Consider the following 23,750-nt stretch of genomic DNA (forward strand, 5'->3'; position numbering starts at 1 on the left):
TCCCTGGAGGACGGCATGAGCGAGTCCGTCATTTCCCTGCGCGGCGTCCGCGCCGAGCTGGGCGCCCGCCCGGTCCTGCGCGGCATCGACCTCACCGTGCGCCGCGGCGAGGTCGTCGCGCTGCTCGGCGCCAACGGCTCCGGCAAGTCGACGGCCGTGCGCAGCGTCATCGGCCAGGTGCCGGTCAGCGCCGGTGAGATCGAGCTGTTCGGCACCCCGCGGGCCCGGTTCCGCGACTGGGCGCGGGTCGGATACGTCCCGCAGCGCACGACGGCGGCGGGCGGCGTGCCCGCCACGGTCGGCGAGATCGTCTCCTCGGGCCGGCTCTCGCGCACCCGCTTCGGGCTCTTCCGCAAGGCCGACCGCGAGGCCGTCCGGCACGCCCTGGAGCTCGTCGGCATGGCGGACCGCGCCAAGGACTCGGTCGACGCGCTGTCCGGCGGCCAGCACCAGCGGGTGCTCATCGCCCGCGCCCTGGCCGCCGAGCCGGAACTGCTGATCATGGACGAGCCGATGGCGGGCGTCGACCTGGCCAGCCAGGAGGTCCTGGCCCACACCCTGCGCGAGCAGGTCGCGGCCGGTGCCACGGTCCTGCTCGTCCTGCACGAACTGGGCCCGCTGGAGCCCTTGATCGACCGGGCGGTCGTCCTGCGCGACGGCTGTGTGCTGCACGACGGCCCGCCCCCGAAGGCGGTCGGCCAGCACGCGCTGCCCGGCCACGACCATGTACACCCGCACGCGGCTCACGACGCCGAACCGATCCGGACGGGACTGCTGAGCTGATGGAAATCCTGAACGCCGACTTCATGCAGCGGGCGCTGCTCGCCGCGATCCTCGTGGGCATCACCGCGCCGGCCATCGGCATCTACCTCGTGCAGCGCCGCCAGGCGCTGATGGGCGACGGCATCGGCCATGTCGCCATGACCGGCGTCGGCCTCGGCTTCCTGCTGTCCTGGTCGCCGGTGTGGACCGCCACCCTGGTCGCGGTGTTCGGCGCGGTGCTCATGGAGCTGATCCGCTGGTACGGCAAGACCCGCGGCGACATCGCCCTGGCGATGCTCTTCTACGGCGGTATGGCCGGCGGTGTGCTGCTGATCAACCTCGCGCCCGGCGGCGCCAACGCCAACCTGCTGTCCTTCCTGTTCGGGTCGCTGTCCACGGTGTCCGAGTCGGATGTGACGGCGATCTGCGTGCTCGCGGCGTTCGTGGTCCTCATCACGGTGCTGCTGCGCCGCCAGCTGTTCGCGGTCAGCCAGGACGAGGAGTTCGCGCGGGTCACGGGCCTTCCGGTGCGCGCGCTGAACCTGCTCACGGCGGTCACGGCCGCCGTCACGGTGACGGTCGCGATGCGGGTCGTCGGGCTGCTGCTGGTGAGCGCGCTGATGGTGGTGCCGGTGGCGGCCGCCCAGCAGCTGTCCCGCAGTTTCGCGGCGACCTTCGCGATCGCCGTGGCGATCGGTGTGACGGTGACGATCGGGGGCACGGTCACCTCGTACTACAACGACGTCCCGCCCGGCGCGACCATCGTGCTGCTGACCATCGGCGCGTTCATCGTGCTGACCGCGCTGGCGACCCCGCTGGCCCGGCGACGCGCTCGGGCCCTGGCGGCGGCGCAGCCGGCCGGGGACCCCGTGGAGTGCGCGGTTCCGGACGACGGGGGCGCCGCGGGCAAGGTCGGCGTCTGACCGGGCTCGGGTCGGACTGGCACAATGGCGCGGGCAAGGCGCAGACGTGAGGAGGCAACGGTGACGACGGCAGGACCGCCCGTGAAGGGCCGGGCCACCCGGCAGCGCGCCGCCGTGGCGGCGGCCCTCGACGAGGTCGACGAGTTCCGCAGCGCCCAGGACCTGCACGACATGCTCAAGCACAAGGGCGACTCGGTCGGGCTCACCACCGTCTACCGCACCCTGCAGTCCCTCGCCGAGGCCGGCGAGGTCGACGTCCTGCGCACCTCCGAGGGCGAGTCCGTCTACCGCCGCTGCTCCAGCGGCGAGCACCACCACCATCTGGTGTGCCGGGTCTGCGGCAAGGCCGTCGAGGTCGAGGGCCCTGCCGTGGAGAAGTGGGCGGACGCCATCGCGGCCGAGCACGGCTATGTGAACGTGGCGCACACGGTGGAGATCTTCGGCACCTGCGCCGACTGCGCATCCGCCAACTGCTGAGCTCGGGGCAACGTGCCCGGCGTCGAGTGGAGCGGAACCGGCTGGTGCAACGGCCACCGGTATCTCAACGACCGCTGAGGTCCCACAGCCGCGAACGGCCCCGTCCCACCGAGGTGGGACGGGGCCGTTCCCGTGCGATCAGCTCTCCTCGGAGCGGCCCTCCATGGCCAGGAGCTCCTCGTTCGGGATGGCGCCGCCGAAGCGGCGGTCGCGGGAGGCGTACTCCAGGCAGGCGCGCCACAGGTCACGCCGGTCGAAGTCCGGCCACAGCACGTCCTGGAAGACCATCTCGGCGTACGCGCTCTGCCACAGCAGATAGTTGGAGGTGCGCTGCTCGCCGCTGGGCCGCAGGAACAGGTCGACGTCCGGCATGTCCGGGTAGTACAGGTACCTCGCGAACGTCTTCTCGGTGACCTTGGCCGGGTCGAGCCGCCCGGCGCGCACGTCCTCGGCGAGCGCCTGCGCGGCGTCCGCGATCTCGGCCCGCCCGCCGTAGTTCATGCAGAAGTACAGGGTGAGCTTGTCGTTGTCCTTGGTCTGCTCCTGGGAGATCTCCAGCTCCCGGGCGACCGACTTCCACAGCTTGGGCATCCGGCCGACCCACCGCACCCGCACCCCCAGCTCGTCGAGCTGGTCGCGGGTCTTGCGGATGAAGTCGCGGTTGAAGTTCATCAGGAAGCGCACCTCGTCGGGCGAGCGCTTCCAGTTCTCGGTGGAGAAGGCGTACAGCGAGATCGCGCCGACGCCCATCTCGATCGCGCCCTGCAGGACGTCCAGCACGCGCTCCGCGCCGACCTTGTGGCCCTCGGTGCGCGGCAGGCCCCGCTCCTTGGCCCAGCGGCCGTTGCCGTCCATGACGATCGCCACATGGTTCGGGACCAGCTCGCCCGGGAGCTTGGGCGGGCGGGCACCGGACGGGTGCGGCTCCGGCGTCCTGTACTCACGGCGCCGGCGCCCCAGGAACCCACTCACGGCCATGTGTCTCTCGTCTCCCTTTGGCTTTCTTCTACTTCTCGACGTACCGGAGCGAGCGCAGTCCGCGCTCCAGGTGCCAGTGCAGATACGCGGACACCAGTCCGCTGCCCTCCCGGACGTACCGCGGCTCGCACGCGTCCGCGGTCTCCCAGTCACCGGTGAGCAGCGCGCCCAGCAGGTCCAGGGTCTGCGGCGACGGTACGACGCTACCGGGCACCCGGCAGTCGACACAGACCGAGCCCCCCGAGGCCACGGAGAAGAAGCGGTTCGGTCCCGGCATGCCGCATTTCGCACAGTCCCCGAAGCTCGGGGCGTAGCCGTTGACGGCGAGGGACCGCAGCAGGAAGGCGTCGAGCACGAGGTGCGGCTCGTGCTCGCCGCGGGAGAGGGTGCGCAGCGCCCCCACCAGGAGCAGATACTGCTGGACGGCCGGCTCGCCCTCGTGGTCGGTGAACCGCTCGGCGGTCTCCAGCATGGCCGTCCCTGCGGTGTAGCGGGCGTAGTCCGTGACGATGCCGCCGCCGTACGGAGCGATCGTCTCGCTCTGTGTGCACAGCGGCAGTCCGCGTCCGATCAGCTCGCTCCCCCGCGCGAAGAACTGCACGTCGACATGGGAGAACGGCTCCAGCCGCGCCCCGAACTTCGACTTCGTGCGCCGTACGCCGCGCGCCACGGCCCGCACCCTCCCGTGCCCGCGGGTGAGCAGGGTGATGATCCGGTCCGCCTCACCCAGCTTCTGGGTGCGCAGCACGATGCCGTCGTCGCGGAACAGACTCATGACCTCATTGTCGCGTACGCCGGTGACAGGCGGGTGCGGCCGGGGTCACCCACCGCCCCCGCACTGCGGACCGTGCAGGGGCGGTGGCACTGGGTGGCGTGGGTACGCCCTCAGGGCACCTCTCCCCTGCTGCGCGCGTTCGCGTACGCCGTCGCCGCGCGCAACCGCTCGGCCGAGGTGGCGGGCCGCACCGACGCCGGGTCGGCGTCCCACTCCTTGCCGCCGCCGTGCGGCCGCAGCTGGACGTACGGGCCCTCGTGGCCCATCACCACCCCGATTCGACCCGAAAGAGTGTCATAGACATACGACCCGATGGACGGCTTCATCGCAGCACCGCCGCGAGCCGCCGCGCGGTGTCCACGGAGCAGCGGCCCAATTCGACCAGCGGGCATGGCGCTTCACGCGCGAGACTCGCCGGATCGATCCGGAGTGTCGGGAGCGTAATTCCTGCGTTCTCCAGCGCGGCCCGCAATTCCTTCACCACTTCCTCCGCTTCTTCGACGCAGTGCGCCGAGTGTCGTTCCGCCACCTTGCTCCCCTCGAATTCGGGTTTCACGCATTCCCACTCCATGGTGACCCGTGGCGCCTACACTCGGCGGCAGTCTGTGCACTACAAGTGCCCCGCTGTGCAGGGAGGTTGTCATGGCCAACGGTTCACGTCAGGCGGCTTGGGAGTTCTTCGGGGCGGAGCTGAAGAGACGGCGTGAGAACGCCGGTATTACGCAGACGGAACTGGGTGCGCGGGTTTTCGTGTCGGGTGGTTACATCGGCCAGTTCGAACAGGCGATCCGAAAGCCTCAGCTGGATATCGCTCAGAGGATTGACGACGCCCTGCAAACCGACGGTATTTTCGAGCGCCTCTGGCAGAAGCTCATCAGGGACCGGCGGTACGCGGATTACTTCGCGAGGACGGCCGAGCTGGAGCGGCTGGCGACAAGGATCTGCGACTGGGAGCCCTCCGTCGTCCCGGGGCTGCTGCAGACACCGGCGTACACGCGGGCACTCGTCCTGGCCACACAGCCGTTCGCGGCCGACGAACTCGTCGAGGAGCGGGTCACGGCCCGCGCCGAGCGCGCGGCGATCCTGGAGGACGCGACGCGGCCGGAGTACTGCGCGATCGTGCACGAGACGGTGCTGCGCGTGCCGGTCGGCGGCCGGCAGGTCGCGGCGCAGGCGCTGACGCACCTGGCGGAGGCGGCCCGCAGCCGCAAGGTGCTGCTCCAGGTGCTGCCGTACTCGGCGGGCGCCACGGCGAACAACGGCTCGCTGCGCCTGATGGAGTTCGACGACGCACCGCCAACTGCCTATACCGAGACGTCGTTTTCAGGCAGCGTCCTGGACGACCCGGCGGTGGTGAAGCGTGCGAGCCGCGCCTACGATCTCATCAGGGGCGCCGCGCTGTCTCCGGACGCGTCCCTGGCCCTGATCGAGTCGGCAGCTGAGGACTTCAGACGATGCACACGGACGACCTGAGCGGCGCTCGCTGGCGCAGGAGCAGCCACAGCAACGGCGACGGAGGCAACTGCGTCGAGGTGGCCGACGGAGTCCCCCACACCGTTCCCGTCCGGGACTCCAAGCTCGCCTCGGACGGTCCCGTGCTGCTGTTCCCCGCTCATGCCTGGGAGGGGTTCCTCAGGTCTCTGAGGTGACCCGGGGCGTCTGCTGGCGCTCCGCCTCGGCCCACAGGTCCGTGAACTGGGTGATGTGGTCCTCGATGTGGTCCGGGTCGGCGCTCAGCAGGGTGCTGTCCGGGTTGTTCTCCTGGTCCGGCTTGGTCTCGTGGCACAGCTCGCCGTCGAAGACGATGAAGTCGCTCACCCTCGGGTTGGCCTCCATCAGCGAGCGCACCGCGATGCGCGCGTCGATGCCGCGCCTGCGGTGGTCGTCGCACAGCGACCGCAGCTCCGGTGTCACCTCGTCCTCGGTCCGGACGATGAACAGGCGGCGGATCTCCACGCCCCTCCTGCGGATCGCCTTCTCCTGCGCCGCGAGGTAGCGCTCGGCCGGTCCGCTGTACCAGAACTCCCGGTCCACCGAGGTGCTGGTGGCGTCCAGGGTCATCTTGGTGCAGTCGGTGAGGTCGATCAGCCACTCGTGGTTCTCGCCCGGACAGTCCGCGGTGCCGCTGCCGAGGCCCTCCATCATCCGGGCGAGCCGCCCGAGTTCCTTCTCGGCGAAGGCCTGCATGATGTCGCCGCCCTGCTCCCGGACCCGGGTGTAGCCGAGGACGAGCCGGGTCACCTCCTCGGAGCGCAGCACCGAGCCGTCGACCTGGCTGAACAGCTCCGTGGCGGAGAGGATCTCGGCGAAGCCCTGGTCGACCTTCTCGAACCGCTCGCCGAAGTCGACCAGGTACTGCACGATCAGCACCGCGCAGCCGAGGGAGATGGACATCGTCCACTCCCACAGATTGTCGTCCTCCTGGTTCAGCAGACCGCTCAGCAGGAAGGTCGCGGCGCCGGCCACGCCCGCGACCAGCACTCTCAGCAGGACCTTGTGCCGCCCCGCGCTCTGTGTCTGCGGCTGGTTCCTGCCGCCGTTGCCGTTCCCTAATGACGTCGTGCTCATCTGTCATCCCCCGTCAGGTTGCGGTTGTCGTGCGGTGCTGCCCCTCAGCGCGCGTCGCTGAGCGCCTGCCGCGGCGTCGCCACGGCCTGGAGGGCCAGTCGGTCCCTGATGCGCCGGCTGAGGTTCTCCCACTGCCGGGAGAACCCCGGTCGCTGTTCCAGTACGTCCCACAGGTGGGCCAGAGCGGGATCCACGTGGGCCCGCGGCATCCACAGATGCAGCAGATGGACGACGACCGGTTGCAGCGTCTCGATCACCGGCGGGCCACCCGCCGTACCGAGTCTGCTGTTGTCCAGCATGTGCTGAACCGTCGTCAAAAGCCAGTCGTGCAGGGCGAGATCCTCGCACAGACCGGCGGCGGACGCGGCCGGGACGTCGGCCGGGAGGGACAGCTCCATGGTGCGCAGCCCGCCCTCGGCGACGGTGAAACTCGTCAGTGAGGCCCGCTCCCCCGCCGGTTCCCGCCGGGCCACCCAGCGCAGTCGGGTGGGGCTGGACTTGAACGGCACCCGGCGGTCGAGCAGCGCGTGCCGCCGCAGCTGGGCGAGGAGCCCCTCGGCGATCACGCCGAGGTCGAGCTCGCCGCGTCCGGCGCCGCGCAACACGCCCTCGGCGGTGGCCTGTTCGGGCAGTTTGCCGAACGGTTCGACGAGGCCGGGCCGTACCAGGTACTGGCCCCAGGGGCGGCGCAGATCGGGGCCTGCGGCCGGGACGCCGAACCAGGCGGTCGCCTGGAGGAGCCGCCCCTCGGTCAGGGCGGCACGCGCGGCGACCGTGCCGACGCCGCGGACCTTGCTGCCGTTGGAGGCGGGCAGCCGGCAGTCCACCCCGGTCAGCACCTCGGGGGACAGCGCGTGCATGGAGGGCCGCTCGGAGATCCGTACGGGTTCGTCGGCGCGGAGCCGGAGCAGTTGGGCGGCGGCCCGGCTGTCGAGGGCCTGGAGCGACGGCAGCAGACAGGTGCGGACCTCGCCGCAGGCGAGGACCGGACGCGCCGGGTGGACCGGGGCCGCCGTCATCTCAGGTCTCCTCGGCCTCGGCGGAGTCGCCGGGCTCCTCGTAGAAGACGTACGTGGCGCGCTGGGCGACCGCGGGGGGCACCGGCACCCGCTCGGCCGCCGACCGCTCGGCGACCTGCCGCAGCGCCCCCGCGTCGACGTCTATCTGGTCGAGGATGAGCCGTACGGCGTCCTCGACGGCGATGAAGCGGTTCGGCATCAGGCTGCAGGTGCGGTAGGCGCTGAAGGCCGCGCCCGTGTCGCTGAGCTTGACCACGGGTGGCAGCCGGTCCCACTCCTGCGGGAAGTCCGCGCCCTCCCACACGGTGGGCACCAGCACCGGCTCGCCGAGGTGCCGCAGGAGGCCGAGCCGGGCGAGCTGCCACACGGCGGCCAGGAAGGGGCAGGACCACAGGCGCCGGCCGTCCTTCTCCGACCACAGCTCGACGTCCATGAAGATGGAGTGGTTGCGGGCGGCCGTCTCCTGCGGCGGCTGCCAGCCCTTGACCGCGCCGAGCGCACTGCGGGAGGTGGCGGGGCTGCGCTCGCCGTTGGCCAGCCAGCCGGTACGGCTGACGGGCGGGCGCGAGCCGTGGCTGCCGGGTGGCGGCGACTCGACGAGGCGGTGCATGACGGACTCGGCGAGCTCGACCCGGTCGGCGACCGCGCAGGCCGACTCGCGGGCCAGATAGTCGATGACCAGGCCCGCCTTCTCGGCCTCCTTGAGCACCATGGGGACGAGTTCGGCCGGGGTGGAGAAGCGGCTGAAGTAGTCGTCGATCAGGAAGCAGGTGCTGATCCGGGGGCGCCGGCCGCGCCGGGCGGCGGAGGCCCGTACGGCGTCCGCCCAGACCCGGACCTCGGCGAAGTGCTCGGCCAACCGCTTGGGCCCGGCTTCGTAGTCCTCCATGTAGAGGTGGCCGAGCTCCAGGGAGAGATGGGCCAGCGGCACGGACTGGGTGCGCGGCTGGGCGGTGGTCTCCTGGAAGACGGCGTCGCTCATGCCGTCTCCCAGAACTTGTCGTCGGTGAGGCGCTCGGCGAGCCGGCTGAGCGCCTGCCAGGTCTCCTGGTTGGCGATCTGGCTGTCGAGCACGTCCTCGTCGGTGATGAGCTGCTCGCGCCACTGCAGGACCGGTTCGAGCGGCACGGAGCCGAGGACCTGGCTGTAGCCGATGCCGTGGGTGGAGGCGAGCTGCTTGAGGTCGCCGTCGGTCTTGCGCATCCACGCCGACTGGGTGGGCGACACCTGGGACCACAGCGGTGACTCGGGGTCGGGGACGGCGGCCCGGACGAAGCGGATGGCGTTGCGCAGCTCCTCCTCGCCGTGTCCGCGTTCGACGCCGCCCGCGAGGATGCCGCGCTTGCCGAAGACCAGGCTGGCGGCGGCCGCGACATGCTGGCGGGTCCAGCGGTGGAAGACCAGCCAGCGGGCGGTGACCTCGCTCATCTCGGGCTGGGCGGTGGCCTCCAGGACCATGTCGACCGCGTACGAGCGGCCGGCGCTGAGGTCCACGATGACCAGGTCGAACTCGTAGTACAGGTTCATCAGGAGGTCGACGCAGCGGTGGAGGTTCTCCTCGCTGGTGGCGAACTCGCCGCCGCTGACGTCGCCGGGCATCAGCACGAGCCGGCCGCAGCCGGGCGGCGGGAAGCGCAGCACCTGGTGCTCGGTCTCGGCCCAGACGTCGATGCGGGCCGGTTCGCCGACCTCTCCTATCAGGTAGGCGTGCAGACCGTGGTCCTCGGTGGCCTGACGGGCGTCGGCCACGTCGAAGACGGCCGCCGCGGTGGGCGAGCCGAAGTCGAAGTCCAGGTAGCAGACGTCGTCACCGGCCAGGGCGCGGTGGTAGGCCAGGTTGGCGCTCGTCACCGAGCGGCCGGTGCCTCCCTTGTCGGAGGCGGAGAAGATCAGCACGTCTCACACTCCCCGGTCCGCGGCCTCGCGGGCGCGGGCGAGCGAGTCGAGCTGTCCGAGGACGTCGAGCGTGAGGGCGTAGGCGGTGCCGGGCTGTTCCTCGACGAGGCTGCGGGCGCGGCGCAGCTTCACCTCGATGTTGCGCAACTGCATGCCGTGCCGGCCGGCGTCGGCGGGGGCGGGCTCCATCTGCTCGTTGCCCAGGAGGTGGGCGGACTCGCTGAGCAACGCCTTCGCCAGTTCGCTCAGTTCGTTGCTGCGGATCGGGGGCTGCCGGTACATGACGTTGGCCTGCACCATGACCTCGGTGACCCGCTCGGTGATGCTCCAGGAGACCGGGACACGCCGCTGGTGGATCTCGGCGTCCGGGTAGGCGGCGTGGATGTTGTCCCAGAGGCCGACGCCCTCGCCGTCGCGGATGCGCCGGCGCCACATGTGGTCGAAGACGTCCTCGGCGAGGCGGAGCAGCCGGTCGTGGGAGGCGAGGTTGCGGGAGAGGGTGCACAACTGGACGGTCCGCTTGAGGAGCTGGGCCGAGAAGTCGGTCATGGCCCAGGTCATGGGCGGGCCGAGGCGTTCGCTGCCCTGGAGCGGCAGGGCGACGCCGACGTTGTGCAGGGCGTGGACGATCGGGTCGTCGCGGACCATGCGGCTGGTGATGCGGCCGCGTTCGGCGAGCCGCTCCATGACGCCGACGGTGCGGGTCAGGTCGTCGTCGGTGGCCCGGCGGCGCATCAGGTCGTGCACGAGGATGGCGGCGACGGAGAGGGAGAAGTACTCGGACTCCAGCTTCTGTCCCGTCGTACGCCAGGGGATGTCCTCCAGGGGCCAGCGGTCGGCGTTGAAGCGGGCGATGCCGGACCAGTACTGCTGGGTCAGCTCCCACCGCAGACGCAGCGACTCGGCGAGTCTCTGCTGCTCGGTGTTGAGCAGGCCGAGGGTGAGCGTGCGGTCGGAGAACAGGTCCTGGATACCGTCGAGGGCGACCACGGTGAAGTACAGGTAGGGCACCGGGTTGGCGACGCCGTCGGGCTGCGGTCCGATGGGTTCGCTGGTCTCGACCTCGGGGGCGTCCTTGACCATGGTCCAGGAGAAGCCGCACTCGAAGAGCTGGTTCTCGTCCTTGAGGCCTTCCTGGACGTCGATGCCGAGGAACACGCTCTCGTTGATCGCGGCGCGCAGGGCGCGGAAGCGGTTCTGGAACTTGTTCAGCACCTGGCGCTGCGACAGCCGCTGCTGGCCGAGGAGTTCGGTGAGGGTCTGGCCCTGGGAGGAGTCGGTGTCGAAGACGTTGACGACGAAGGAGCGCAGCAGGCTCACCATGGCGGCGGTGAGGCGGTTGCTGGTGGCCGCGCGGAGTTCGGCGATGGTCTCCTTGATGTCGCTGCGCCGGGTCCTGGTCTCGTAGACCTTGAGGAAGCCCAGCAGGGCGAGACACAGCGTGATCGACATGGAGTAGGAGTCGACCACGCCTAACCGGCGCTGTTCCTCCGTGAGTTCCCTCGTCTTGTCCTGGGAGCCGAAGTAGTAGCCGCCCGCGAAGGTGGGCCGCTTGTCCTCACCGGTGTGCGTCCGCATGAAGTCGGCGGCGGCGGTCACGAGATTGGCCGGGATGTCCAGTCGTCCTCCGGCCTTCTTCAGGACCTGCTGGACGTCCTCCTGTGTGGTGTCCGGGTCGTCGAGCCGGAAGGCGGGGATCTCGGTGGCGGGATAGAGCAGGCACAGGAGCCGCTCGGCGTCGGCGACGCTGCTCTCCTTGCCCCAGTCGCCCCATTGCCACTCCCCCCCGTCGAAAGAGTGGCGGGCAATCGCCTGCCAGATGTCCAGCAGATGCTGGCGTGGCTTGATCTGCATCCCATGCCCCTCACACAGGCCGCACTGCCATCACTTGAGGAATATCTCTGTGCTGTTGTGAAGCCTTGTCGATCAGCCGACCGGAATGGGCGAATCCGAATTCGCCCGCCAGCCGTAGGCCACGATCATTCCCGAATATCCGTCGCGTACGGCTGCCGCGGATTCGAGTCGTTGCACCTTGAAGTCGCCCGCGAAAGCCTCGAGACTCGCGCGCACCTCGGATTCTCCCACGTCACACGCCGGGAAGAAATGCTCACCGGCGTGATAGCCCTTCGAATGTTCCATGAAGGCGGTGGCGAAGGGGGCGCCCGGGGCCAGGGCGCGCATGAACCGCTCGACGCCGAGCTCGAACTCGGCGTGCACGGCGGTCATCGACTCGGCGACGAAGAACATCGTGCCGACGGACCAGCGCCCCTCGTCGCGGAGGTCGAAGATGTCGCCCTGCTCGACCTGGACGACCTTGCGGAAGCGCTCACGCGGGTCCATGTCCATGGTGCGGTAGGCGTCCTTGCGGCACAGGGCGGCCCAGAACTTGTCCCAGTTGTCGTCGTAGCCGTCGATCTGGCTCTTGAGGTAGGCCACGTTGGACGCGGAGCGCTCGAAGAGCGTGATCTCGTCGCACCAGGGCAGCATCGCGAGGGCCGGGTACAGGTTCACCCCCGCCCCCACGTCGATCCCGCTGACCGGCCCGACGCCCTGTTTCCGGAAATGGTCGCCGAAATGGTCCCGGATGATGTGCAGGATCTCCGCGTCCTCCGCCTGTAAGGCGCGGTAATTGTGATCAAGGTAGGCGATCGAGTCGAATGCCGCGTCCCATGGCACATCGGCATTCATCACCTGGACGCCCCCCGACGATCTCTGGGTCATTCCACCAACGGTACCAAAAGGAGGCGCACCGGGAGCGCGTTGGGGCATAGGCACAGTGCGGTCTTGTCCAGCGGGAACGCCGCTGCTCAAGATGGGGCGGACCTCGGTGGGCACCGGCAACGGCGGGCACGGGTACTCACCTGCACGAGTGACGGCATTCCATCACACAGGGGGCGGCCGATGGCGCTACCGGAGGAACGTTTCCCTTTCCGGGGACACCACACCGACCAGGCGTTCTTCGCCGACCGCGACGACCGGCCGCTGACCATGCGGGGGGTCACCGAGGCCGATCTGCCCGAGCTTCTGCGCGTGGACCGGGAGGTCTTCCCCGAGGATCCGTACCCCTACTTCGTGCTCCGCCAGCACATCGACGTCCACGGGGACCGCATCCTCGTCCTGGACGACGGGGAGTGCCTGCACGGCTATGTGCTGTTCGTGACGACGTCGGACGGCTATGTCTGCTGGGTCCTCAGCCTCGCCGTCAGCGCCGACCAGCGGGGCCGGGGCCTGGGCCGGCGGCTGATGCTGGAGGTGCTGCGGCAGCTGCGCCGGGAGCGGGTGCACGAGGTGCGGCTGACCGTGGAGCCGACGAACGCGGCGGCCATCGCGCTGTACCGCACCCTGGGCTTCTCCACCGACGGCAGAGTCCACCGCGACTACCTGGGACCCGGCGAGGACCGGCTCATCATGGTGCTGGAGATGGGCCCTGACCGTGCGGAGCCCTGGCAGGACCCGTACCGCCCGTAGGGGGTGTCCACGGCGTCGCAACCAAGGGAGGGGCGAGGGCGTCGATCATCAGTAGATCGTCGACGTCCCTCGAACGAAGGAGAGCACGATTCCCTCCCCCACCTCCCCCACGCCTCCGATGTCTTCGCGGATGAGCCGCCGTGCGCTGCTCGTCACGGCGGGCGCCGTGGCCGCCGCGCCGGCCGCCGGACCCGCCCATGCCACGGCCGGCGGTGACGTCCGGGCCCGGCTGCGCGAGCTCGAGCGCGGCCATGGCGCCCGGCTCGGTGTGTACGCCCACAACGTGGTCACCGGCCGGACCCTCACGCACCGCGCCGACGAGCGCTTCCCGGTCTGCTCGCTGTTCAAGCCGCTCGCCGTCGCGGCCGTGCTGCGCGACCTGGACCGCGACGGCGAGGTGCTGGCCCGGCGGATCCACTACACCGAGGCCGATCTGGTGGCCAACTCCGACGTCACGCGGGCGCATCTGGAGACCGGCATGACGGTCGCCGAACTCGCGGACGCGGCCATCCGGTTCAGCGACAACACGGCCGGGAACCTGCTGCTGCGCCAGATCGGCGGGCCCACGGCGGTCACCCGGTTCGCCCGCTCGATCGGCGACCGGGTGACCCGGCTGGACCGCTGGGAGACCGAGCTGAACTCGGCGGAGCCGTGGCGGGTCACCGACACCACGAGCCCGCGCGCCATCGGCGGCAGTTACGCCCGGCTGGTCCTCGGGGAAGCCCTCGACGCCCGCGACCGGGCCCGGCTGACACACTGGCTGCTGCACAACACCACCAGCGTCAACCGCTTCCGCGCGGCCCTGCCGCCGCCGTGGACGGTCGCCGACAAGACCGGCGGCGGCAGCTACGGCGCGAACAACGACGCGGGAGTCGTCTGGACCGAGGAGGGCGTCCCGCTCGTCCTCGCCGTCATGACGACCCGGCCCGAGCAGGACGCGGCGTACGACCACGCGCTGATCGTCGAGGCGACGAGACTCGTGGCGGACACGCTCAGCTGAACGTCCGCACGTAACGCCGCTGCCACGGCGTCTCCACGGCGTGCCGGTCGTAGTGCCGCCGCACGAAGTCCACGGCCTCCCCGGCCGGTACGCCGTCCAGGACCGCGAGACACGCCAGCGCCGTCCCCGTACGGCCGCGTCCGCCGCCGCAGGCGATCTCGACGCGCTCGTACGGGGCCCGTTCCCAGGCGGCGGTGAGTGCAGCGCGGGCGGCGGCGCGGTCGGCGGGGAGGCGGAAGTCGGGCCAGCGGATCCAGTGGGCCTCCCACTCGGTCGCGGGCGGCCTGCGGCCGAGGAGATAGACGCCGTAGGTGGGCGGGGGTGCCGCCGGGTCGAGGCGGCGGCGCAGGGCGCGGCCGCGCACCAGCCGTCCGGACGGCAGCCTCAGGACTCCCGGATCGCTCTCGTGCCACTGCTTCTCGGTCTCCACCGTCCCATTCGAACCGGGCGCCGCACTCCGGGCAACCGATTCCGGCACGGTGGTGGTCTGGTGGGCGAGGGAGGGTGCTTGATGCAGGCCGAACTAGAGGCCCAGTTCCAGGAATTCGTCAGAGCGCGATGGTCGCACCTCGTCAGGACCGCGTATCTCCTCACCGGGGACGCGCACCACGCGGAGGACCTGACCCAGACGGCTCTGGCGAAGGCGTACCGCGCATGGCGGCGGGTGTCGCGCGCCGACAGCCCGGAGGCGTACGTCCGACGGATGCTGGTCAGCTGCAACAGCGACCGGTTCCGCAAGCGGCGGGTCCGGGAGTCGCTGACCGACGCCCCGCCGGACCGCGCGGGACGCGACGAGGGCTACGCGGGCGTCGACGAGCGCGGGGCGCTCCTCGGCGCGCTGGCCCAACTGCCGCCCAAACAGCGGGCGGTGGTGGTCATGCGGTACTGGGAGGACCTGTCCGAGGCGGAGGTGGCCGAGCTGCTCGGCTGCTCCGTGGGGACGGTCAAGAGCCAGGCGTCCAAGGGACTGGCGAAGCTGCGTACATGTCCGGGGCTCTCCCGGATGACCCCGTCCGGTCAGGGAGGCAACCGGTGAACGACGACAGGCGGCACATGGGCGACGGAGAACGGGACTTCGAGGAGGAACTGAGGGAACTGCTCGCGGAGGACGCCTATACGATCCGGCCGTCCGCGGCGCCCTATCCGCAGATCAGGCGGCAGGGTGTGGCGGAGCGGCGGCGCCGGGTGGCGCTGGCGGGCGCGGCCCTGGCGACGCTGGTGGCGGTACCGGCCGGGGTGTACGGCCTGGGGGCGGGGAGCGCGCAGGGCAGCACGGCGGCGGCCCCGACACCGTCGGCCCCGGCCTCTGCTTCGGCTTCCGGGAAGGCGTCCCCGTCGCCGAGCGCGCAGCCGGACCGCGCGAGGGCGGCGCTGTTCGACGGCGTCACCTGGGACCAGGCCGGGGACGGTCTGGAGAACTGCCTGGACTCGGAGTTCACCCGCTCCGGGCCGGGCCGGCCGGGTCTGGCCCCGGCGGACGAGTACACGATCGTGCTGGCGATGCGCAGCACCGGCGACTCCAACACGGGGGGCGACGGCGTCTTCGTGGTCGCGCAGGCCGACGACGAGGAACGGTCCTCGCTGATCTGCCGGCTCGAGGACGGTGTGACGCAGGGCATCACCGCGTTCACCGACGACAGCGAGGCCATCCCGGACGAGGGCGCGGTGCTGGTGAACCCCAACGGCAACCGGCTCTTCAAGCAGACGGTCCTGGACCACGGCCGCTGGCGGCTGCCGTTCCGCTGGGCGGTCGTCGGCAGCGTCAAGCCGTCGGTGGCCCGGGTGACGGTCTCCTACGGCGACTCCCGCGCGGAGGCCACCGTCGGCAAGGGCCGCTTCGTCGCGTCCGGCGTGCTCAACGAGCAGGTCACGCGGACCCCGCACATCAAGGGCTACGACGCCGGGGGCGAGCTGATCTACGACTCCGACGACGACAAGTACTGGGAGAAGACCCTGCCGTAGGACATACCGCGAGGCGGGCCGGGGGCGCCCCACCGGGGAGGGCGCCCCCGGCCCGCCGTCACGTTCTCGCGCGGGCGCCCGCCGGTGCCGTGCCGTTGACGGCGGCGGCCAGGCCGAACGGCGCCTCACGGTTGCGCATCGGCCGGGTCACCTGCTTCGCCACACAGGACGGGATGCCGGCCACCGCACCGGTCTCCTGGCGCCGGTAGGCGCTCGGCGACATCCCGACCAGCTCCGTGAAACGGGTGCTGAAGGTGCCCAGGGACGAGCAGCCGACCTCGAAGCAGACCTCCGTGACGCTGAGGTCGCCGCGGCGCAGCAGGGCCATCGCCCGCTCGATGCGCCGCGTCATCAGATAGCCGTAGGGCGACTCGCCGTAGGCGGCCCGGAACTCGCGGCTGAGATGGCCCGCCGACATGTGGACGCCGCGGGCGAGGGCCTCCACGTCGAGGGGCCGCGCGTACTCCCGGTCCATCCGGTCGCGGACGCGGCGCAGCGCGACCAGGGTGCGCAGCCGCTGTTCGTCGGGGGTCGAGCGGTGGGACGTCACCCCCACATCTTCGCCGGGGGCCTCCTCGGACGTCCACTCCCGCAGCAGGCGGGAGCGGGACGTCAGCAGGGCCCTGGCCGGTGATCCGGTCAGGCACATCGGCGCTCAGCCGCCCACGTAGGCCGCGAGGTGCTGACCGGTGAGGGTGGAGCGGGACGCGACCAGCTCGGCGGGGGTGCCCTCGAAGACGATCCGGCCGCCGTCGTGACCGGCGCCGGGACCGAGGTCGATGATCCAGTCGGCGTGGGCCATGACGGCCTGGTGGTGCTCGATGACGATGACGGACTTGCCGGAGTCCACCAGCCGGTCCAGCAGGCCGAGCAACTGCTCGACGTCGGCGAGGTGCAGACCGGTCGTCGGCTCGTCGAGGACGTAGACGCCGCCCTTGTCGGCCATGTGCACGGCCAGCTTGAGGCGCTGGCGCTCACCGCCGGACAGGGTGGTCAGCGGCTGGCCGAGGGTGAGGTAGCCCAGCCCGACCTCCGCCATCCGCTGGACGATCCGGTGGGCGGCCGGGATACGGGCCTCGCCCTCGCGGAAGAACTCCTCGGCCTCGGTGACCGGCATCGCGAGGACCTCGCTGATGTCCCGCCCGCCGAGGCGGTACTCCAGGACGGAGGCGTCGAACCGCTTGCCGCCGCAGTCCTCGCAGGTGGTGGCGACGCTCTGCATGATCGCCAGGTCGGTGTAGACGACGCCGGCGCCGTTGCAGGTGGGGCAGGCGCCCTCGGAGTTGGCGCTGAACAGGGCCGGCTTGACGCCGTTGGCCTTGGCGAACGCCTTGCGGACCGGCTCCAGCAGCCCGGTGTAGGTGGCCGGGTTGCTGCGGCGCGAACCGCGGATCGGCGTCTGGTCGACGGAGACGACGCCTTCGGGTGCCGGGATGGAGCCGTGCACGAGGGAGCTCTTGCCGGAGCCGGCGACGCCGGTGACGACGCAGAGCACGCCGAGCGGGATGTCGACGTCGACGTTCTGGAGGTTGTTGGCACCGGCGCCGCGGATCTCCAGGGTGCCGGTGGAGGTGCGGACGGTGTCCTTGAGCTTGGCCCGGTCGTCGAGGTGGCGGCCGGTGACGGTGTCGGACCCGCGCAGGTCCTCCACGGTGCCCTCGAAGCAGACGGTGCCGCCGGCCGCGCCGGCGCCCGGGCCGAGGTCGACGACGTGGTCGGCGATCGCGATGGTCTCCGGCTTGTGCTCCACGACGAGGACGGTGTTGCCCTTGTCCCGCAGGCGCAGCAGCAGGTTGTTCATCCGCTGGATGTCGTGCGGGTGCAGTCCGACGGTGGGCTCGTCGAAGACGTAGGTGACGTCGGTGAGCGAGGAGCCGAGGTGGCGGACCATCTTGATGCGCTGCGCCTCACCGCCGGAGAGGGTGCCGGAGGCCCGGTCGAGGGAGAGATAGCCGAGGCCGATCTCCTCGAACGAGTCGAGGCTGTGCCGGAGTTTGTCGAGCAGCGGGGCGGCCGACGGGGCGTCCAGGCCGCGGACCCACTCGGCGAGGTCGCGGATCTCCATGGCGCAGGCGTCGGCGATGCTCACTCCGTCGATCTTCGACGAGCGGGCCGGCGCGCTGAGCCGGGTGCCGTCGCACTCGGGGCAGACGGCGAAGGTGACGGCCCGGTCCACGAAGGCCCGGATGTGCGGCTGCATCGACTCGCGGTCCTTGGACAGGAACGACTTCTGCAGCTTGGGGATCAGGCCCTCGTACGTCAGATTGACGCCGTTGATCTTGACCTTGGTCGGCTCGCGGTAGAGGAAGTCGTGCCGTTCCTTCTTGGTGTACTCGCGGATCGGCTTGTTCTTGTCGAAGAAGCCGGACTCGGCGATCACCCGCACGACCCACCCGTCTCCCGTGTAGGTGGGGATGGTGAAGGGATCCTCCGCGAGCGACTTGGAGTCGTCGTAGAGCTGGGTGAGGTCGATGTCGGAGACCCGGCCCCGGCCCTCGCAGTGGGTGCACATGCCGCCGGTACGGCTGAAGGTGACCTTCTCGGTCTTGGTCCGGTCGGCGCCCCGGTCCACGGTGAGGCCGCCGCTCGCCGAGACGGAGGCGACGTTGAAGGAGTAGGCGGAGGGCGGCCCGATGTGCGGTTCGGCGAGCCGGCTGAAGAGGATGCGCAGCATCGCGTTGGCGTCGGTGGCGGTGCCGACGGTGGAGCGCGGGTCGGAGCCCATGCGCTGCTGGTCGACGGTGATGGCGGTGGTCAGTCCGTCGAGGACGTCGACCTCGGGGCGGGCCAGGTTCGGCATGAAGCCCTGGACGAACGCGCTGTAGGTCTCGTTGATCAGCCGCTGCGACTCGGCGGCGATGGTGTCGAACACCAGCGAGCTCTTGCCGGAGCCGGAGACCCCGGTGAACACCGTCAGCCGGCGTTTCGGGATCTCTATGCTGACGTCCCTGAGGTTGTTCTCCCGCGCCCCGTACACACGGATCAGATCGTGGGTGTCGGCGACGTGCGGCTCGGTCATCGTGAGGTCTCCATCTGCGACTGGGTCGGGGGTCGTCGTCCGGTGGGGCGGGGTCAGCCCCGGGCCTGGATGCGGATGAGGTTGCCCGCGGGGTCGCGGAAGGCGCAGTCGCGGATGCCGTACGGCTGGTCGGTCGGCTCCTGCACGACCTCGGCGCCGGCGGCCTGCACCTTCTCGAAGGTCTCGTCGACGTCGGCGGTGGCCAGCAGCAGCCAGCCGTAGGTGCCCTTGGCCATCATCTCGGCGATGACCCGCCGCTCGTCGTCGGTGACACCGGGGTCGGCGGCGGGCGGCGCGAGCAGGAGCGAGGTGCCGGGCTGCCCGGGCCGTCCCACGGTGATCCAGCGCATCGTGCCCTGCCCGACGTCGTTGCGGACCTCGAAGCCGAGGACGTCCCGGTAGAAGGCCAGCGAGGCCTCCGGGTCGTCGTGCGGGAGGAAGCTGGCGTGAATGCTGATGTCCATGCCCGTCACGCTAGCGGCGGGCGGAGGGCGGCGCTTCTCGATTCCTGACCTCACGCGCCGGAGTCCGGAAGGGGCCGGCGGGACCGCGTCAGGAAGGCGTTCGGGCCGCTGCTGCCAGGAGGCCCGTCACGTCCTCCGTGCACAGGGTGAGGGCGGCGCCGACCGTGGCGAGGGTGTCGCGTTCGGCGGGGGTGTAGGGGCCGTCGGCGAGGGCGATGCGGGCGCCCTGGAGGAGGATCGACTCGCGGCCGGCGGGGGCGAGGTGCGGGGCGAGCGGGTCCAGGGCCTCGTGGAGCTCTATGGCGAGCCCGGGGCCGCAGGGCTCGGACAGGACGCGGCCGGTGTCGGCGGCCAGCGCGTCCACCAGGGCGCTGAGCTGTTCCTCGGTGCAGTCGTCGAAGCCGGCCGCGCGGACCGTGGCCGCGGCGGTCTCCAGGGCGGGGCGGGCGCAGGTGCCGCCCGCGGAGAGCACGGCGAGGGCGACGGTGTGCACGGCGTCGCGGAGCATCGCGGAGAAGCGGGTGGTGGTGGGGTGGTCCAGGGCGTCGGTGCCGAAGTGGCGGCGGCAGGCCGCGCACTCGACGACGGGGCCGGTCTCGCCGCGCGGCAGCACCGGGACGCCGAGCAGGGTGAAGCGGCGGCGGCCGGTCAGCCGCTGGTAGTTGCGGTCGCCTCCGCACCCGGGGCAGAAGAACTCGCCGTCCCCGGCGGCCGTCCACACGACGCGGGTGCCCAGGAGGCGCGCAGGCCTGGCGGCACGGTCGTCTCGTCCCCGTCCTGGCAGCACGTCGCACCTCCGTAACGCCACGGCAACATCGCCGCGCTTGCGTGATGTTAGCCACACCTTGGACGTGGAGTCAGTACCCCGGACGAGACCTCTCCGTGACCTGCACGTTCGGCTGGCCGGAAACAGTCGGGGCCCCGCCCGCCGGAGCACGGCGGACGGGGCCTCGACTCCCCGTGTGGGGGACGGTCAGCGGGCGGCCCGGTTGACGGCCGACACGACGGCCTTCAGCGAGGCGCGGGTGGTGTTGGCGTCGATCCCGATGCCCCACAGCACCTTGCCGTCGATGGCGCACTCGATGTACGAGGCGGCCTGCGCGGAGGCGCCCTCGCTCATGGTGTGCTCCTGGTAGTCCAGCAGGCGCGCGTCGATGCCGATCTTCGCCAGGGCGTCGAAGAAGGCCGAGATCGGACCGTTGCCGCTGCCTTCCAGGACGGTGTCGGCGCCGTCGACGGTCGCCTCCACCTTGAGGGTGTCGACGCCGTCGGTGTCGGTGGTCGACTGGCCGTTTTTGACCTGCAGCCGGCCCCAGGGGTTCTCCGGGTTCGGCAGGTACTCGTCCTGGAAGGTCGCCCAGATGTCGGAGCCGGTGACCTCGCCGCCCTCGGCGTCCGTCTTCGCCTGGATGATCTTCGAGAACTCGATCTGCATCCGGCGCGGCAGCTCCAGCTTGTGGTCGTTCTTCAGGACGTACGCGATACCGCCCTTGCCGGACTGCGAGTTGACGCGGATGACGGCCTCGTAGGAGCGGCCGACGTCCTTCGGGTCGATCGGCAGGTACGGGACGGCCCACTCGATGTCGTCGACGGTGACGCCCTTCGCCTTGGCGTCGGCCTCCATGGCGTCGAAGCCCTTCTTGATGGCGTCCTGGTGGGAGCCGGAGAAGGACGTGTAGACCAGGTCGCCCACGTACGGGTGGCGCGGGTGGACCTCCATCTGGTTGCAGTACTCCCACGTACGGCGGATCTCGTCGATGTCGGAGAAGTCGATCTGCGGGTCGACGCCCTGGGAGAAGAGGTTCATGCCCAGGGTGACCAGGTCGACGTTGCCGGTGCGCTCGCCCTGCCCGAACAGACAGCCCTCGATGCGGTCGGCGCCGGCCATCAGCGCCAGCTCGGCGGCGGCGACGGCGGTGCCGCGGTCGTTGTGCGGGTGGACGGACAGGCAGACGTGCTCGCGGCGGGACAGGTTGCGGTGCATCCACTCGAAGCGGTCCGCGTGCGTGGACGGCGTCGAACGCTCCACGGTGGCGGGCAGGTTGAGGATGATCTCGCGGCCGGGGCCGGGCTGGTAGACGTCCATCACCGCCTCACAGACCTCCAGCGCGAAGTCCAGCTCGGTGTCGGTGAAGATCTCGGGGCTGTACTGGTAGCCGAACTCGGTCTCGGGGCCCAGCAGCTTCTCCGCGTACTCCATCACCAGGCGGGTGCCGTCGACGGCGATCTGCTTGATGTCGTCCTTGGAGCCGCGGAAGACCACGCGGCGGAAGACGGGCGCGGTGGCGTTGTACAGGTGGACGGTGGCCCGCTTGGCGCCCTTCAGGGACTCCACGGTGCGCTCGATCAGGTCCTCGCGGGCCTGGGTCAGCACGGAGATGGTGACGTCGTCCGGGATGGCCTCGGGGTCCTCGATGATCGACCGTACGAAATCGAAGTCGGTCTGGCCGGAGGCGGGGAAGCCGACCTCGATCTCCTTGTAGCCCATCTTGACCAGCTGGTCGAACATCCGGCGCTTGCGCTCGGGCGACATCGGGTCGATCAGGGCCTGGTTGCCGTCGCGCAGGTCGGTGGAGAGCCAGCGGGGAGCGGTGGTGACACGCTGGTCCGGCCAGGTCCGGTCGGGGATGTCGACCTGCTCGTAGCGGCCGTACTTGTGGATCGGCATGGTGCTGGGCTGCTGGCGGTTCGCCATGTCTGCGGGGCTCCTCAGGATGTCCGGAAGGACGGCCGACGACGCAACGCGAAGCTCCGCGGGGAGGGAGTCGACCTGGACTACAGGCCCTCGCCGCGGCAGCTAAGAAGAAGCAGCCCGAAACGCATGATGCGAAGCATGCTAGCCGAGCTCTCCGGTATGCGGCGGCCCATATCAGTATGCGGGACCGGGCGCTCATGAAGGAGCCCGAGAGTATGTGCGAAAAGCCACAAGACGGACACTGCCACATAACACAGAGCGACCACGGACCGTGACCGCATCCGCATATTTCACCAATCATGGTCGCTGCTCGTGACATCCCCCTCACGCAGTGCAATGGTGCGGCACATGACGACCAACGGGGGCTTCGAGCCCGTCTTCTGCACCGTCGTACCGCCGCACGTCCTGGACCGGCTGGCCAAGAACGACGACCCCGCGCTCTCCGGCCCGGCCCGCAGGACCCTGGTCCGCGACAGCGAGCTGCGCGGCAGGCGCCGCGTCACCACCGAGTTCGCGCTCGCCGCGGCACCGCTCGCCAAGGCGCCGTCGGACCAGCCGCTGCGCACCATCCATGACGCCGGGCACGGCACCGCCCTGCCCGGCACCAAGGTCCGCGGCGAGGGCGACGAACCCGGCCGGGACGCCACGGTCAACCGCGCCTTCTCGGGGCTCGGCGCCACCTTCGAGCTGTTCCTGAAGGCGTACGGCCGGCACTCCATCGACGGCGACGGACTGCCGCTGGACGCCACCGTCCACTACGACGAGGACTACAACAACGCCTTCTGGAACGGCGAGCAGATGGTGTTCGGCGACGGGGACGGCGAGATCTTCCTCGACTTCACCATCCCGATCGACGTCATCGGGCACGAGCTCGCCCACGGCGTCACCCAGTACACGGCCAACCTCACCTACTACGGACAGCCCGGCGCGCTGAACGAGTCGATGTCCGATGTCTTCGGCGCCCTCATCAAGCAGTACACGCTCGGCCAGACCGCGACCGAGGCCGACTGGCTGATCGGCGCGGGCCTGCTCGCGCCCGGCGTCTCCGGCAAGGCACTGCGCTCGATGAAGGAGCCGGGCAGCGCGTACGACGACGACGTCCTCGGCAAGGACCCGCAGCCCGCCACGATGGACGACTACGTCCGCACCGGCCGGGACAACGGCGGCGTCCACATCAACTCCGGCATCCCCAACCGCGCCTTCTACCTGGCCGCGACCGCGCTGGGCGGCCACGCCTGGGAGCGGGCCGGGCAGATCTGGTTCGACGTGCTCACCGGCGGTGAGCTGCCGGACCGGGCGATGTTCACCGACTTCGCGTCCCTCACCGTGAAGGCGGCCCGGGAGCGCTTCGGCGACGGGGGTGACGAGTTCCGGGCCGTGGCGAAGGCCTGGGAGCAGGTCGGGGTGCGGATTCCGTAGCCGCGTAATAGACAGGTCCCATGCGTATTCAGGTACGGCGCACGGGCGGGTTCGCGGGCATCGAACGGCACGCCGAGGTGGACACCTCCGGGCGGGCGGACGCCGAGAAGTGGCACGCCCTGGCCGAGAGCGCGCTGGCGTCTTGCCGGGGCACGCCGCCCGTCGGGGTGCCGGACGGCTTCAGCTATCAGATCACCGTGGACGGCCGGACGGTGTACTGCTCCGACCCCCGGCTCACCGACGAACAGCGCGCGCTCATCTCACGGGTGCTGAAGGAGGGTGCGTAGGACGTGTCCTGTCGGGCCGTTGACTAATGCCTCCGCCG

At 70.7% G+C, this 23,750-nt stretch carries 27 protein-coding genes; 11 read left to right on the forward strand and 16 right to left on the reverse strand.

The window, feature by feature from the left end; genetic code table 11:
- Positions 1-15 precede the first annotated feature (15 nt).
- From DC008_RS10705 to DC008_RS10715, 3 genes are read left to right on the forward strand one after another with little or no spacing between them, the layout of a single operon-like run.
- Positions 16-783, forward strand: a complete 768-nt coding sequence (locus DC008_RS10705; protein ID WP_055620957.1) for a metal ABC transporter ATP-binding protein — start codon at positions 16-18, stop codon at positions 781-783.
- Complete coding sequence (locus DC008_RS10710) at positions 783-1,685, forward strand: metal ABC transporter permease (RefSeq protein ID WP_108706777.1); 903 nt, start codon at positions 783-785, stop codon at positions 1,683-1,685. Before DC008_RS10705 ends, DC008_RS10710 begins: the two co-directional genes overlap by 1 nt.
- A gap of 60 nt (positions 1,686-1,745) precedes the next feature.
- Entirely contained in the window at positions 1,746-2,162 is a 417-nt protein-coding gene (locus DC008_RS10715) for a Fur family transcriptional regulator (RefSeq protein ID WP_055620854.1), read from the forward strand.
- A gap of 138 nt (positions 2,163-2,300) precedes the next feature.
- Here the strand turns inward: DC008_RS10715 and DC008_RS10720 are convergent, their stop codons facing one another.
- The 4 genes from DC008_RS10720 to DC008_RS10735 form a co-directional block, all read right to left on the reverse strand.
- Positions 2,301-3,140: an isoprenyl transferase gene (locus DC008_RS10720; protein WP_055620855.1), complete on the reverse strand. Its 840-nt coding sequence runs from the start codon at positions 3,138-3,140 to the stop codon at positions 2,301-2,303.
- 28 nt (positions 3,141-3,168) lie between these two features.
- On the reverse strand, positions 3,169-3,915 hold the full coding sequence (recO, locus tag DC008_RS10725) for a DNA repair protein RecO (protein WP_055620856.1): 747 nt from the start codon (positions 3,913-3,915) through the stop codon (positions 3,169-3,171).
- A gap of 110 nt (positions 3,916-4,025) precedes the next feature.
- Positions 4,026-4,241 carry a hypothetical protein gene (locus tag DC008_RS10730; protein ID WP_108706778.1) on the reverse strand — a complete coding sequence of 72 codons (216 nt, stop codon included), beginning with the start codon at positions 4,239-4,241 and terminating at the stop codon, positions 4,026-4,028.
- Positions 4,238-4,471: a hypothetical protein gene (locus DC008_RS10735; protein ID WP_374207422.1), complete on the reverse strand. Its 234-nt coding sequence runs from the start codon at positions 4,469-4,471 to the stop codon at positions 4,238-4,240. Before DC008_RS10735 ends, DC008_RS10730 begins: the two co-directional genes overlap by 4 nt.
- Positions 4,472-4,557: 86 nt before the next feature.
- On the opposite strand from DC008_RS10735, the gene DC008_RS10740 reads away from it, so the two are divergent.
- A complete protein-coding gene (locus tag DC008_RS10740; protein ID WP_108706779.1) occupies positions 4,558-5,388 on the forward strand; it encodes a helix-turn-helix domain-containing protein in 831 nt (276 codons plus the stop codon).
- Positions 5,370-5,564 carry a DUF397 domain-containing protein gene (locus DC008_RS10745; RefSeq protein ID WP_055620859.1) on the forward strand — a complete coding sequence of 65 codons (195 nt, stop codon included), beginning with the start codon at positions 5,370-5,372 and terminating at the stop codon, positions 5,562-5,564. The genes DC008_RS10740 and DC008_RS10745 overlap by 19 nt, the downstream gene beginning before the upstream one ends.
- Here the strand turns inward: DC008_RS10745 and DC008_RS10750 are convergent.
- From DC008_RS10750 to DC008_RS10775, 6 genes are all read right to left on the reverse strand, one after another.
- A complete protein-coding gene (locus DC008_RS10750; RefSeq protein ID WP_208645841.1) occupies positions 5,548-6,483 on the reverse strand; it encodes a DUF6879 family protein in 936 nt (311 codons plus the stop codon). The two genes, DC008_RS10745 and DC008_RS10750, sit on opposite strands and share 17 nt — an antisense overlap.
- A 44-nt stretch (positions 6,484-6,527) precedes the next feature.
- Positions 6,528-7,502 (reverse strand): SCO2521 family protein, encoded by a 975-nt coding sequence (locus DC008_RS10755; RefSeq protein ID WP_108706780.1) that lies wholly within the window; start codon positions 7,500-7,502, stop codon positions 6,528-6,530.
- A 1-nt stretch (position 7,503) separates the two neighbouring features.
- Positions 7,504-8,484, reverse strand: a complete 981-nt coding sequence (locus tag DC008_RS10760) for an SCO2522 family protein (RefSeq protein WP_108706781.1) — start codon at positions 8,482-8,484, stop codon at positions 7,504-7,506.
- The gene (locus tag DC008_RS10765) at positions 8,481-9,398 is read right to left on the reverse strand and encodes an SCO2523 family variant P-loop protein (protein WP_108706782.1); all 918 of its coding nucleotides are present in this window, start codon (positions 9,396-9,398) and stop codon (positions 8,481-8,483) included. The genes DC008_RS10760 and DC008_RS10765 overlap by 4 nt, the downstream gene beginning before the upstream one ends.
- A 3-nt stretch (positions 9,399-9,401) precedes the next feature.
- Positions 9,402-11,252, reverse strand: coding sequence for an SCO2524 family protein (locus DC008_RS10770; RefSeq protein WP_108706783.1), 1,851 nt, complete (start codon positions 11,250-11,252; stop codon positions 9,402-9,404).
- Positions 11,253-11,324: 72 nt separating this feature from the next.
- On the reverse strand, positions 11,325-12,119 hold the full coding sequence (locus tag DC008_RS10775) for an SCO2525 family SAM-dependent methyltransferase (RefSeq protein WP_244221342.1): 795 nt from the start codon (positions 12,117-12,119) through the stop codon (positions 11,325-11,327).
- A gap of 180 nt (positions 12,120-12,299) precedes the next feature.
- Here DC008_RS10775 and DC008_RS10780 point away from each other — a divergent pair, with 180 nt between their 5' ends.
- Positions 12,300-12,866: a GNAT family N-acetyltransferase gene (locus tag DC008_RS10780; RefSeq protein WP_108706785.1), complete on the forward strand. Its 567-nt coding sequence runs from the start codon at positions 12,300-12,302 to the stop codon at positions 12,864-12,866.
- Between the two features lie 118 nt (positions 12,867-12,984).
- Positions 12,985-13,866: a class A beta-lactamase gene (bla, locus tag DC008_RS10785; RefSeq protein ID WP_108706786.1), complete on the forward strand. Its 882-nt coding sequence runs from the start codon at positions 12,985-12,987 to the stop codon at positions 13,864-13,866.
- Here bla and DC008_RS10790 read toward each other — a convergent pair.
- Positions 13,859-14,296 (reverse strand): phosphatase domain-containing protein, encoded by a 438-nt coding sequence (locus tag DC008_RS10790; protein ID WP_108706787.1) that lies wholly within the window; start codon positions 14,294-14,296, stop codon positions 13,859-13,861. The two genes, bla and DC008_RS10790, sit on opposite strands and share 8 nt — an antisense overlap.
- 81 nt (positions 14,297-14,377) lie before the next feature.
- Between DC008_RS10790 and DC008_RS10795 the strand changes: the two genes are divergently transcribed.
- Positions 14,378-14,902 (forward strand): SigE family RNA polymerase sigma factor, encoded by a 525-nt coding sequence (locus DC008_RS10795; protein WP_108706788.1) that lies wholly within the window; start codon positions 14,378-14,380, stop codon positions 14,900-14,902.
- Complete coding sequence (locus DC008_RS35410; protein WP_164492286.1) at positions 14,899-15,828, forward strand: hypothetical protein; 930 nt, start codon at positions 14,899-14,901, stop codon at positions 15,826-15,828. The genes DC008_RS10795 and DC008_RS35410 overlap by 4 nt, the downstream gene beginning before the upstream one ends.
- A 58-nt stretch (positions 15,829-15,886) precedes the next feature.
- Here the strand turns inward: DC008_RS35410 and DC008_RS10805 are convergent, their stop codons facing one another.
- The 5 genes from DC008_RS10805 to leuA all read right to left on the reverse strand — a co-directional run bounded on the left by DC008_RS10805 (position 15,887) and on the right by leuA (position 22,006).
- Entirely contained in the window at positions 15,887-16,303 is a 417-nt protein-coding gene (locus DC008_RS10805; protein WP_108710642.1) for a helix-turn-helix transcriptional regulator, read from the reverse strand.
- 180 nt (positions 16,304-16,483) lie between these two features.
- Complete coding sequence (locus DC008_RS10810) at positions 16,484-18,847, reverse strand: ATP-binding cassette domain-containing protein (RefSeq protein ID WP_108706789.1); 2,364 nt, start codon at positions 18,845-18,847, stop codon at positions 16,484-16,486.
- A gap of 53 nt (positions 18,848-18,900) precedes the next feature.
- Entirely contained in the window at positions 18,901-19,311 is a 411-nt protein-coding gene (locus DC008_RS10815) for a VOC family protein (protein WP_108710643.1), read from the reverse strand.
- Positions 19,312-19,399: 88 nt separating this feature from the next.
- A complete protein-coding gene (locus DC008_RS10820; protein WP_108706790.1) occupies positions 19,400-20,098 on the reverse strand; it encodes a TerB family tellurite resistance protein in 699 nt (232 codons plus the stop codon).
- 186 nt (positions 20,099-20,284) lie between these two features.
- On the reverse strand, positions 20,285-22,006 hold the full coding sequence (leuA, locus tag DC008_RS10825) for a 2-isopropylmalate synthase (protein ID WP_108706791.1): 1,722 nt from the start codon (positions 22,004-22,006) through the stop codon (positions 20,285-20,287).
- 348 nt (positions 22,007-22,354) lie between these two features.
- Between leuA and DC008_RS10835 the strand changes: the two genes are divergently transcribed.
- Together DC008_RS10835 and DC008_RS10840 are read left to right on the forward strand one after the other, a co-directional pair.
- Positions 22,355-23,425 carry a M4 family metallopeptidase gene (locus DC008_RS10835; protein ID WP_108706792.1) on the forward strand — a complete coding sequence of 357 codons (1,071 nt, stop codon included), beginning with the start codon at positions 22,355-22,357 and terminating at the stop codon, positions 23,423-23,425.
- A 20-nt stretch (positions 23,426-23,445) separates the two neighbouring features.
- The gene (locus tag DC008_RS10840; RefSeq protein ID WP_108706793.1) at positions 23,446-23,712 is read left to right on the forward strand and encodes a protealysin inhibitor emfourin; all 267 of its coding nucleotides are present in this window, start codon (positions 23,446-23,448) and stop codon (positions 23,710-23,712) included.
- The last annotated feature ends 38 nt before the right edge of the window (positions 23,713-23,750 follow it).

It is taken from the genome of Streptomyces nigra, from assembly GCF_003074055.1.
In the GTDB taxonomy this organism is placed as follows: Bacteria; Actinomycetota; Actinomycetes; order Streptomycetales; family Streptomycetaceae; genus Streptomyces; species Streptomyces nigra.